The organism is Robertmurraya phoenicis, assembly GCF_047302285.1.
GTDB lineage: Bacteria > Bacillota > Bacilli > Bacillales > Cytobacillaceae > Robertmurraya.
Genome location: NZ_CP154845.1, coordinates 1,324,788 through 1,336,209, shown reverse-complemented (window position 1 = coordinate 1,336,209; position 11,422 = coordinate 1,324,788). Strand labels below are relative to the sequence as shown.

General features: G+C 38.7%; 13 protein-coding genes and 1 pseudogene. 6 read left to right on the top strand and 8 right to left on the bottom strand.

The window, feature by feature from the left end:
* Positions 1 to 2 precede the first annotated feature (2 nt).
* Both AA0X71_RS06515 and ytrI read left to right on the top strand, forming a co-directional pair.
* The gene (locus AA0X71_RS06515; protein WP_413360536.1) at positions 3 to 341 is read left to right on the top strand and encodes a YtrH family sporulation protein; all 339 of its coding nucleotides are present in this window, start codon (positions 3 to 5) and stop codon (positions 339 to 341) included.
* Positions 338 to 841: a sporulation membrane protein YtrI gene (gene ytrI / locus AA0X71_RS06510; RefSeq protein ID WP_413360534.1), complete on the top strand. Its 504-nt coding sequence runs from the start codon at positions 338 to 340 to the stop codon at positions 839 to 841. The genes AA0X71_RS06515 and ytrI overlap by 4 nt, the downstream gene beginning before the upstream one ends.
* Positions 842 to 879: 38 nt before the next feature.
* Here the strand turns inward: ytrI and AA0X71_RS06505 are convergent, their stop codons facing one another.
* A complete protein-coding gene (locus AA0X71_RS06505) occupies positions 880 to 1,821 on the bottom strand; it encodes a DHH family phosphoesterase (protein WP_413360531.1) in 942 nt (313 codons plus the stop codon).
* A gap of 212 nt (positions 1,822 to 2,033) precedes the next feature.
* Here AA0X71_RS06505 and AA0X71_RS06500 point away from each other — a divergent pair, with 212 nt between their 5' ends.
* Positions 2,034 to 2,336, top strand: coding sequence for a YtpI family protein (locus tag AA0X71_RS06500; protein WP_413360529.1), 303 nt, complete (start codon positions 2,034 to 2,036; stop codon positions 2,334 to 2,336).
* Positions 2,337 to 2,397: 61 nt separating this feature from the next.
* Here AA0X71_RS06500 and AA0X71_RS06495 read toward each other — a convergent pair whose 3' ends face one another.
* From AA0X71_RS06495 to AA0X71_RS06485, 3 genes are all read right to left on the bottom strand, one after another.
* The gene (locus AA0X71_RS06495; RefSeq protein ID WP_413360526.1) at positions 2,398 to 3,717 is read right to left on the bottom strand and encodes a DRTGG domain-containing protein; all 1,320 of its coding nucleotides are present in this window, start codon (positions 3,715 to 3,717) and stop codon (positions 2,398 to 2,400) included.
* Positions 3,718 to 3,822: 105 nt separating this feature from the next.
* Positions 3,823 to 4,059 (bottom strand): hypothetical protein, encoded by a 237-nt coding sequence (locus tag AA0X71_RS06490; protein ID WP_413360524.1) that lies wholly within the window; start codon positions 4,057 to 4,059, stop codon positions 3,823 to 3,825.
* 194 nt (positions 4,060 to 4,253) lie between these two features.
* Positions 4,254 to 4,934, bottom strand: coding sequence for a metal-dependent hydrolase (locus AA0X71_RS06485; protein WP_413360522.1), 681 nt, complete (start codon positions 4,932 to 4,934; stop codon positions 4,254 to 4,256).
* A gap of 171 nt (positions 4,935 to 5,105) precedes the next feature.
* Here AA0X71_RS06485 and AA0X71_RS06480 point away from each other — a divergent pair.
* A pseudogene (locus tag AA0X71_RS06480) lies at positions 5,106 to 6,201 on the top strand (M24 family metallopeptidase).
* 35 nt (positions 6,202 to 6,236) lie between these two features.
* Here AA0X71_RS06480 and ald read toward each other — a convergent pair.
* Both ald and AA0X71_RS06470 read right to left on the bottom strand, forming a co-directional pair.
* Positions 6,237 to 7,361 (bottom strand): alanine dehydrogenase, encoded by a 1,125-nt coding sequence (ald, locus tag AA0X71_RS06475; protein WP_413360519.1) that lies wholly within the window; start codon positions 7,359 to 7,361, stop codon positions 6,237 to 6,239.
* Between the two features lie 133 nt (positions 7,362 to 7,494).
* Positions 7,495 to 7,662, bottom strand: a complete 168-nt coding sequence (locus AA0X71_RS06470; RefSeq protein WP_413360517.1) for a hypothetical protein — start codon at positions 7,660 to 7,662, stop codon at positions 7,495 to 7,497.
* 110 nt (positions 7,663 to 7,772) lie between these two features.
* Between AA0X71_RS06470 and AA0X71_RS06465 the strand changes: the two genes are divergently transcribed.
* The gene (locus AA0X71_RS06465) at positions 7,773 to 8,222 is read left to right on the top strand and encodes a universal stress protein (protein ID WP_019154837.1); all 450 of its coding nucleotides are present in this window, start codon (positions 7,773 to 7,775) and stop codon (positions 8,220 to 8,222) included.
* Between the two features lie 24 nt (positions 8,223 to 8,246).
* On the opposite strand, the gene argH is transcribed toward AA0X71_RS06465, so the two are convergent.
* Positions 8,247 to 9,626: an argininosuccinate lyase gene (gene argH / locus AA0X71_RS06460; protein WP_413360515.1), complete on the bottom strand. Its 1,380-nt coding sequence runs from the start codon at positions 9,624 to 9,626 to the stop codon at positions 8,247 to 8,249.
* Positions 9,623 to 10,828 carry an argininosuccinate synthase gene (locus AA0X71_RS06455; protein ID WP_413360513.1) on the bottom strand — a complete coding sequence of 402 codons (1,206 nt, stop codon included), beginning with the start codon at positions 10,826 to 10,828 and terminating at the stop codon, positions 9,623 to 9,625. Before AA0X71_RS06455 ends, argH begins: the two co-directional genes overlap by 4 nt.
* A 253-nt stretch (positions 10,829 to 11,081) precedes the next feature.
* Here AA0X71_RS06455 and AA0X71_RS06450 point away from each other — a divergent pair, with 253 nt between their 5' ends.
* A complete protein-coding gene (locus AA0X71_RS06450; protein ID WP_413360511.1) occupies positions 11,082 to 11,396 on the top strand; it encodes an ABC transporter C-terminal domain-containing protein in 315 nt (104 codons plus the stop codon).
* Positions 11,397 to 11,422: the final 26 nt, after the last annotated feature.

The following is an 11,422-nucleotide window of genomic DNA, read 5'->3' as shown; positions in this document are numbered from 1 at the left end:
TCATGAAAGAGCAACCTTTTTTTTCTCTATTGATCGATAGTTACTTTATTGCATTAGGTGTTTTGCTAGGAGGAGCACTCATTGGTGGCATAGGCGCCTTTTTGAGCGGTAAACCGTTGATGACAGAGATTTTCCGGATATCATCACAAATTAGGATTTGGGCGATCGTCGCAGCGATTGGTGGTACATTTGATGCAGTATACAGTTTTGAGCGAGGACTCTTTGACGGTGATACGAAAGATATTTTCAAAACCTTCCTGCTGATTTTAGCCGCTCTTGGCGGTGCACATACAGGCTCTTTTTTAATCACGTTATTAACAGGGGAGCATGTGTCTGAATGAAAATCCCATCGTCTCATCAATTTCAGGAGTGGCGAAGATTATTCGCAGGAATGGCGATTGGGGCACTCATAAGCTGGCTCATCTTCCTCTTTATTTTTGGAGATTGGATGGAGGACTACAGCATGGAAATCAAGCTTCAGGAAGAGGAGATAAAAAAACTTCAAGGGGAAAAGAAAATTTGGCAAGAGGATGTTGAAAAAATTAATAAAGAAAACGAAGAAAAACTAACAATCCAGACAATTGAGGTTAAGATACTAAATCATGAAAGATATAAACTTGACCTGTTCAGTGTCCACGAAATCGAGGAATCTGCCAAAGAAGATATTCGCACGCTCTTAACGCAAAATATTGAAACAGCTTTTAAAAGCAGAGATCTCATTCGAAGGGCGATCGAGAATCGAACGTTCAAAGCTCACGAAAAACGGTACCGTCTTAAAATCAAAGAAATTGTCTTTTATACGACCCTCACCATTCAAGTGGAACTCCAGTTTGATGAATAATCGAGAGGGATTTTCCTAAAAAAATCCCTCTCAAATGCTTATTTGAAATTAATACACGCTTCTTCTAGCTCTTTCATCACATTTGCTACTTCATCCCATGAATAAATAGAGGCTCCTGCTGCAAGTGGATGTCCACCACCGTTATAATTCCTTGCTATCGTATTGATGACAGGTCCCTTAGAACGAAGTCTTACACGAATTTGATCCTCTTCCTCAATAAAGAAAACCCAGGCAAGAATCCCCTTCACATTCCCGAGTATACTCACAAGAAGAGATGCTTCTGAAGGGACAGTGCCAAATTCTTTTAATAATTCTTTACTTAAAATCATCGAAGCAACACCATATTCATTCATGTTAAAATTTTGCAAGACATACCCATTTAATTTAACAAGGTTAGGAGGAAGTTCATACATGCGGTCGAAAAGCTCCGTCCGATCAAACTTAAACTTAATTAGTTCACTAGCATAAGCAAACGTCTTCTCTGTCGTACTAGGGTAAAGAAATCTTCCTGTATCTCCAACAATTCCAGCATACAGAAGTCTTGCCGCAGCGTCCGACATTTTCAAGCCTGAATTCTTCCCTTCAAGGTAAAATTCATAAATCATTTCACTACATGAGCTCGCTTCTGTATCGACCCAAATCATATCCCCATATGGCTCTACATTCGGATGATGGTCGATCTTAATGACGTAATCCCCAAGCTTGTAGCGTTCATCACAAATCCTCGCTTCATTAGCCGTATCTGTCACAATCACTAAAGCTCCGTTATATGTAGCATCGGAAATTTGATCCAGTCTTGATAAGTAATTTAGAGACGGTTCTTCTTTTCCGACAATATAGATCGATTTTTCTGGGAATGATGCTTTAAGAACCTCAGCTAATCCCCCTTGGGAACCGTAAGCATCCGGATCCGGACGAACGTGACGGTGGATAATAATGGTATTGTACTTTTGAATCGTTTCTAGTATTTTATCTCTCATTTTTTACTCCTTGTTCGTTTTAAGGATGTGTTCCATTTGAAAACTTATATACCTCCATTTTTACCATAAAAAAGTGAAAAGAAAAGATCATTTGCTCTAAAATTTTTTCCTCATTCAATGACAAATACATGTCAGACAATGGTGACGGTGGCTTTTTTAGAAAAAACTCGGTAAAATAAAGTGAAGTTGTTCAAGCTTGGAGGAATTTTCAAATGCCAGTACTCGTCATTTTATTTGTGTTCGCTTTCTCTTTTTACATTTTTTACAAAGTGAAATATTTTCGAACACAAAGACCTGCAGAAAAAAAATGGATTTCAGCAAAAGCAAGTGTTGCATTAGGACTTTTTGTCGCCCTTTTTGGATTAAACCAATACTTCATTAATCAAACAACGGTTGGATATATTGTTGGGAGTATCTTTATCCTTTTAGGTGCAATCAATATATGGGGTGGAATGAAGTCTTATAAATTTTACTTGCCTCATGCAATTGAGGAAGCGGAGCAAGTAAAAAAATAATATTCTCGATTACTTAAAGCCGCCATGAGATTCTTTGGCGGCCTTTTCTTTAACAGGTCGATTATTGTCGGTCTAGTAACTGACACATCATCATTGCCTTCCCTACTAGAACCCCTTCGTTGAAGACCTCGACATCAACTTTTCCAAATTTACGTCCTACTTCTAACACTTTCGGATGAATTTCGATTGTACTATCGATTTGAACGGGCTTTAGAAAATAAATCGTCATATTTTCTACAACTAAATCTCCTTTTTTAAAGCCTCGTAAAACACCATTTGCTGCTTCTGTTACAAGCGTTGTGAATACCCCATAAGAAATCGTCCCTAAATGGTTAGTCATTTGCGGAGTGACCTCGCAACGATATGTCTCTTCATTTTTCATTTTTCCTTTTGATAATACTAATTGACTTGTAACAATATCATCGAGCGTTTCCCCCACTTGTGGTTGGCGCTGAATCATCTGTAATGCTTTAAGTACATCTTGACGACTAATAATTCCTAATAGCTTATTGCTATTGTCTGTAACAGGTAATAGTTCGATGCCTTCCCAAACCATCATATGTGCTGAAGATGCCACACTTGTTTGCCCGCTAACAGTCATTGGGTTCTTTGTCATGATTTTTTCGATCAGTTGTTCACGCTCTGCGCCGATGACATCCTTCGAAGTAACCATTCCTTGCACTTTCATATTCTCGTCTACGACAGGATAGCGACCATGTGTCGTTTCACGGTTGTATTCATACCACTTTGCAACCTTATCCGTTGTTTTTAAATAGATCGTATCTGATACAGGAGTTAAAATATCTTCAACTAGTACAATTTCCTTTTTAATTAACTGGTCATAGATTGCTCGATTAATCATCGCTGCGACCGTAAACGTATCATAGCTTGTCGAAATAATTGGGAGTTGAAGCTCATCGGCGAGCTTTTTCACCTCATCTTCTGTATCAAATCCACCTGTTATTAAAACAGCCGCTCCAGCTTTTAAAGCATGCTCATGGGCTTTGTCACGATTTCCGACAATTAATAAATTGCCTGCACCTGTGTAACGCATCATGGCGTCTAGTTTCATCGCACCGATGACGAATTTATTAAGCGTTTTATGTAATCCAGCGCGTCCACCTAGTACTTGCCCTTCCACAATATTGACAACCTCAGCATAGGTTAATTTTTCGATATTTTCTTTTTTCTTCCGTTCAATTCGAATCGTTCCAACCCGTTCAATCGTACTTACATAGCCTTTATTTTCAGCGTCTTTAATCGCTCTATATGCAGTACCTTCACTCACATTTAATGCCTTGGCGATTTGTCGTACGGATATTTTTTCTCCAACTGGTAGTTGATCAATATAATTTAATATTTGTTCATGCTTAGTAGCCAAGACCTTCACCCTTTATTTAAAGTATGCTTCATCATAAATTTCCCACTATGATAAAACTTCCTATTCTTTTCTCTTATTATAAGGTGAAGTTGGTTATAGATTCAATCAATTGTATGAACGAAGGCGTTTTTGAGACTTTTGTGGGTATTTTCTACCTTTTGCTTTTTTCGGTGAATATAATAATGCAGATAGATTACCAGCAATGACAATGAGGCATAGAGCTAGCCAGGAAATAGCGAATATACCAGCTAGTCCACTGTCATGGATAGGTAATCTTGGGAGAGCAAAGTAAAGCATTGCTGCAGCCGCTAACAAACAAAGTAAATAACGATTTTTAGCCATATACATATTCCTCCTTCATATTTTTATCTAATATGTATGCTAGAAGGTCCGAAAAAAGTCGTGATAATTTGTCCAAATGCCCTATATCGGCGAAAATTTGGATTTATCGGCGTTTTTCACGATATATCGGCGTTTATTTGATTTTATTGGCGAAACCAAAATAAAAGCGCAGCATCTTCGCTGCGCTACAAACATTACAATTCAATCGCTTCTCCTGGTTCGAGTACCTTCCCTTGACCAGCCGGTAATAGGCTCACAAATTGATGTGGATCCTGCTCAATCACAGGGAAAGTATTGTAGTGAATCGGAACAACCGTATTCGCACCTAATAGCTGTGCTGCATAGGCTGCGTCTTCTGGTCCCATTGTATAATTATCGCCAATCGGTAAAAACGCTACATCAATTGGATGTCTTTCCCCAATTAGCTTCATATCTGAGAAAAGAGCAGTGTCCCCTGCGTGGTAAATCGTTTTTCCTTCAATCGTAAAGAGAACTCCCATTGGCATTCCTAAATAAATAATTTGTTGGTCCACGGTTTCAAAGCTGGAAGAATGAAATGCTTGGGTAAATTTCACACGCCCAAATTCAAATTGATAGCTTCCACCGATATTCATGCCGTGCGTCTTTAGCCCTTTCCAACTTAAAAAGGATTCTAACTCAGGGCTTGCGATGACAAGTGCTCCACTCTTCTTCGCAAGTTCTACCGTATCCCCAACATGATCGTTATGTCCGTGGGTAAGGACAATATAGTCCGGACTTAACTCCTCCACCTTTAAGTCTGTCAATCCATTCCCGTTAATAAACGGATCAATTAAAATCGTCTTTCCATTTGTCTCAATTTTCACCACTGCATGTCCGTGATAGGAAATTTTCATTTATACTCGCTCCTTCCTTTTTAATCATATATTCATACTTCAACAAACTTTAGGACATTCCTTCTAACTATCGCCAAAATGTTTTCGAAAGATTCGAATGCGCTTAAAAAGTTTACAATCCTCTTAGAAGTTGCTACCTTTAAATTAGATAAAACTAAGGGAGATGTTTTCATGGAACGTATACATAAGTTTTCTGCTTGGATGAAGGAAGAAGATATCCAGGTTTCTTTTCTCACTTCAACAGAGAGCGTATTTTATTTGAGTCAATTTTACAGTGACCCTCATGAAAGACTACTTGGAGTCGCGATTTTCCAAGATGCAGAGCCGTTCTTAATTTGTCCTGCGATGGAAAAAGAGGATGCTAAAAAATCAGGCTGGAACAATGAAATTATCGGTTACAGTGATATTGAAAATCCATGGGAACTTGTCAAACAGGCGGTCTTAAAACGAGTCGAGAAAATTAATCGAATTGGAATTGAAAAAGAACATCTTAATGTAGAACGATTTGAAATTCTAACTAATCTTTTCCCCGATGGAACCTTTATTTCCGCTGAAGAAAAATTACGAAAGCTTCGAATGATCAAGGATGAAAAGGAGCTTGCAACAATTCGTGAAGCATGTGCTTTAGCAGATTACGCGATTGAAGTTGGTTGCTCCGAAATCAAGGAAGGCAAAACAGAATTAGATGTTCTCGCTGCAATCGAATTTGCCTTAAAGAAAAAAGGCGTGACAGCGATGTCTTTTTCAACGATGGTGTTAACTGGCGCTAATGGTGCCTCACCGCACGGAAATCCTGGTCTCACTAAAATCCAAAAGGGTGATCTTGTTCTCTTTGATTTGGGTGTTGTCGTTGACGGTTATTGTTCAGATATTACAAGAACAGTCGCTTATGGAGAGATCAATGATAAGCAAAAAGAAATTTACGATACCGTTTTAAAAGCGCAATTAGCTGCCATTTCAGCAAGCAAACCGGGCGTAAAATGCTCCGAAGTGGATTTAGCTGCACGCAACACAATCGGACAAGCTGGCTGATGGAGAATATTTTCCACATCGACTTGGCCATGGGCTTGGAATTAGCGTCCACGAATATCCTTCTTTAACTGAAACGAATGACCTTTCATTAGAAAAAGGGATGGTATACACGATTGAACCAGGAATTTATGTACCGGGTGTTGCCGGCGTGAGAATCGAGGATGATGTCGTCGTAACCGAAAATGGATTAGAAATTCTCACGAAGTTCCCGAAGGAATTACAAATAATCAATTAACCAAAAATCCTCTAGGACGATCCTAGAGGATTTTTTCAACCTAATTTATTTAGAAGTTCTTGTATAGGCACATAATTTAAATCTAATGAAGTTGCTACTGCTTCATAAGTGACAAAGCCATCTAATGTGTTAATTCCTTTTAATAATGCCTCATTTTCTAGACATGCCTCGCGATAACCTTTGTTGGCAATTTGAATGGCATATGGAACTGTTACATTTGTTAATGCAATCGTTGAAGTTCGTGGAACAGCACCAGGCATATTCCCAACTGCATAATGGACGATATCATATTTTTTATAGGTAGGTTGATCATGTGTCGTAATTCGGTCTGTCGTTTCGAAAATACCACCTTGGTCAATCGCAATATCGACGACAACAGATCCTGGAGACATGGACTCTATCATTTCTTCTTTTACTAGTTTAGGAGCTTTTGCACCTGGAATAAGAACTGCCCCAATTACGAGATCAGATTCTCTTACCGCTTCAGCAATATTATAAGGATTCGACATTAATGTAGTAGCATCACTACCAAAAATATCATCAAGTTGGCGAAGTCGTTCAGGATTCAAGTCGATGATTGTCACATTTGCACCAAGACCAACAGCTACTTTAGCAGCGTTCGTTCCTGCAACACCTCCACCAATCACGGTAACTTTTGCTCTTTTTACTCCAGGAACTCCTGAAAGTAAGATTCCTTTTCCACCATTAACCTTCTCTAAATATTGAGCCCCAATTTGAGCTGCCATGCGACCAGCTACCTCACTCATTGGTGTTAAAAGTGGTAATGACTTATTCGATAATTGAACCGTTTCATAGGCAATTGCTACGACCTTCTTTTCTAAAAGGGCGTTCGTTAATTCTGGTTCAGCTGCTAAATGTAAATATGTAAATAAAATTAATCCTTCACGGAAATACGTATATTCTGATGATAGAGGTTCTTTAACCTTCATGACCATTTCCTTAGACCAAACTTCCTCTGCAGTGCTCACAATGGTAGCTCCCGCATTCATATAATCTGAGTCAGTGAAACCAGAACCAAGCCCAGCGTCTGTTTCTATATATACCTCATGACCATAGTTTACTAGATTGACAACACCAGCTGGTGTCATAGCCACACGATTCTCATTGTTCTTTATCTCTTTGGGTACCCCAATTCGCATGTTTTTCCCCTCCTGATATTTCACAAATCCGATTCTACTATACACCTAACAAAGTAAAGAATAAAGTCCTTTTCAGTTTTCTAGCAAAAAAGAAGAAGCGCAATTTTTGCACCTCTTCTTAGAGAAATCACGCTTACTCCATTTCGTCCGCTTCTTCTGATTGATCTTTTAACAAGTCATATTGTCCATCTGCTTGATCGATAACACCACTGTTATAAGCATTCATGATCTGCTCACTAACCTGCTTTGTTCCTTGTTCATCGTAATCAAAGCTTAATCCCTTTTTTGGATCCTTTGCCACTTGCTTCCACTCCCCTCAAAAAAAAATCAGTCACAATGATAGTTTTCGAAAATTTGTTACAGATATTCATAAAAGAGGGTTGTATAATAAAGGTAAAGGAGGAGATAAATATGAGTCTCACTTATAAGAACATATTAGTTGCGGTTGATGGTTCAACTGAAGCAGAATGGGCATTCAAGAAAGCGATTGAAATTGCGAAACGAAATGATGCTAAAATTGTTCTGGCACATATTATCGACACACGTACATTTGCAACAGTAGAAGCATACGACAGAACCATTGTAGAAAGAGCAGACCAATTTGCAACTGAGCTAATGGAAAAGTACAAAAAAACAGCGTTAGATGCTGGCGTAAAAGACGTATCCTTCACTGTCGAGTACGGGTCTCCTAAAGTCAAAATACCAAAAGATATCGCCAAAAAATATGAAGTTGATTTAATTATTTGCGGCGCAACTGGTCTAAATGCCGTTGAACGATTTCTAATTGGAAGCGTCTCCGAACATATTGCTAGGCATGCATCATGTGATGTCATGATTATTCGCACTGAAAAAGATGAATAGAGCTTTAAGCACGCTAAGTGAGTCTTAGCGTGCTTTTAATTTCCCTTCTGCCTTCTCTAGCGCAATACGAATTTGTTCAAATCCAGTTCCACCTGCACTATTTCTACGCTTAACGGCCGTTACCGGATTTAATACCTCATAAATATCCGCTTCAAACAGCGGATGAGCTTCTTTAAACTCCTCTAACTTCAAGTCAGCTAGAAACACATGTTTTTTCACACATGTTAAAACAAGTTGTCCAACGATTTCATGACTTTCTCTAAAAGGAATTCCCTTACCTGATAGGTAATCAGCTAATTCAGTGGCATTGGAGAAATCATTTTTTGTCGCAGACTCCATTTGAGTACTGTTGACTTTCATTGTCTCAATCATACCAGCGAAAATTTTCAAAGAACCTGTGACCGTTTTTACGGTATCAAACATGCCCTCTTTATCTTCCTGCATGTCCTTATTGTAAGCAAGAGGTAATCCTTTCAAAACGGTAAGGAGTCCCATTAGATTCCCATAAACACGACCAGTCTTACCACGAATTAATTCCGCCATATCTGGATTTTTCTTTTGCGGCATTATGCTACTACCTGTTGAAAAAGCATCGTCTAACTCAATAAAACGGAATTCCTGAGAAGACCAAAGAATGATTTCTTCTCCTAAACGAGAAAGATGCATCATGAGTATGGAACTCGCCGATAGAAACTCCAAAATGAAATCCCGATCGCTGACCGCATCAAGACTATTTTCATATATCCCACTAAACCCGAGTAATTCCGCTGTAAGTTCTCTGTCAATTGGAAAGGTCGTACCTGCTAAAGCTCCCGCACCAAGCGGAGAAACATTAATTCTCTTGATTCCCTCAATAAATCTTTCCTTATCCCGTTCAAGCATCCAAAAATACGCCATTAAATGATGGGCAAAAGAAATAGGCTGGGCACGTTGCAGGTGGGTATATCCTGGCATGATCGTTTCAACATGAGCTTTTGCTTGTGTTAATAAAGCTGTTTGCATTTCTTCGACTAAGCCGATTATCGTCTCAGACTGTTTTCGTAAATACAGATGCATATCGGTTGCTACTTGATCATTACGGCTTCTGCCTGTATGTAGCTTGCCACCAACTGGACCGATTATTTCTGTCAGTTGACTTTCAAGATTTAAGTGAATATCTTCTAGCTTCACGGAAAATTCCAATTGGTTGTTTGCTGCTTTTTCCTTCAAGGACTGCAAGCCCTTGATTATTAGGGCTGCGTCGTCCTCTGAAATAATTCCACTTTTGGAAAGCATTTTCACATGTGCCAAACTGCCATCTAAATCTTCCAATACAAGTTCCTGATCAAAGGAAATGGAAGCTCCGAACTCATCTACCCATTCTTCTGCTGTTTTCGTAAATCTTCCACCCCAAAGTTTTTTCACACTGTCACCTTCTTGTTTTGTACGATGCTTTGTACTTTTGTTGGCAAACCATATAATTGAATGAATCCTACAGCAGCACTGTGATCAAATTCATCTTCTTTTGTATATGTCGCTAGCTTTTCATCATATAAAGAGTAAGGAGACTTTCTTCCTTCCACAATTGCATGACCTTTAAAGAGCTTAACTCTTACCGTACCTGTTACATATTTTTGCGTATCCTTTAAGAACGCTAATAGAGCTGAAGTTAATGGAGAGAACCATAGCGCTTCATAAATGACTTCCGTAAGTTTCTTTTCAATCACTGGTTTAAAATGAGCTACTTCTTTCACAAGGGTTAAATCCTCTAGCTCCTTATGTGCTTTAATCAGTGTCATCGCTCCTGGACACTCATAAACCTCACGAGATTTAATCCCCACTAGACGATTTTCTACGTGGTCAATACGACCGACTCCGTGCTTCCCTGCAACAATATTTAATTCTAAAATTAGCTGTGAAAGTGGATAAGATTTTCCATTTAGTTTCACGGGAACACCTTGCTCAAATTCGATTTCAACGTAATCCGGTGATTCTGGCGTATATTCTAGGCCTGCCGTTAGTTCATAAGCATCTTCTGGTGGCGCTGCCCATGGATCCTCTAATACTCCACATTCATTACTTCTTCCCCAAAGATTTTGGTCAATTGAATAAGGGCTATCAAGGTTGATTGGAATCGGAATACCGTTTTCTTTTGCATATTCAATTTCCTCTTCACGTGACCAGCTCCATTCACGAACTGGAGCAAGCACCTTTAATTCAGGATTTAATGCATGAATAGCTACTTCAAAGCGGACCTGGTCGTTTCCTTTACCTGTGCAACCATGGGCTACTGCCACTGCACATTCTTTATCAGCGATCTCAACAAGTTTTTTTGCAATGAGCGGACGAGATAAAGCTGAAACTAGTGGATATTTCCCTTCATAGAGAGCATGTGCTTGAAGAGCAACTAATGCATATTCATTGGCGAATTCTTCTTTTACATCTAGAACATAGGAGCTTACCGCTCCGACTTGAAGTGCCTTTTCCTTAATAAAATCTAAATCCTTACCCTCTCCTACATCCAAACAGCAGGCAACAACTGAATAGCCTTGATCCTGTAACCATTTAATTGCAACAGAGGTGTCTAATCCTCCAGAGTATGCTAACACTACTTTTTGATTTGTCATTTAAGATGTCCTCCCTTTAAATACGAATTCCATAGTTGTTTTTAAAAAACGAATAAATATTCATTTTATTATATTTTTATTCTTCCTCTTGTTTACTAATTTACCAAGATTCATAATATTTTTCAATAGTTATTCTTCATTTTGTATAAAAATAAATTTTTTGTGTATATTGTGCGGATGGAAGATTGCGTCTGAATATTGTAAAATAAAAATTAAGAGTAAATAAATGTAGCGTTTTTGGAGGCATGCTTTGATGAATAAGTTTTTTTCGCAGGACGAACGCTTAGGAATACCGATACCCAATCTTGATCTTTCTTGGGATGATTACTCCGAGGAAAAACAACAGTCCATCCTTTTATATTGGGAAAATATTCGCGGGAAGATTCCTGACAGAATTGCCGAGCTTGAAAAAAAGATTAATCAAAAACAAGCGGAGCTTTCAGATGAAGGGAATTTTGAGCGTTCTTGTCAGCTAAATAGCGAGATCGCGGAACTTGCATCGATTATCAATGACCTTTGGCTATGGTACAGAACCCATCAGGACATTGGCAGTAAGGTCCATCAATAATACAATTTCAAAAGGACAGCGTTTTT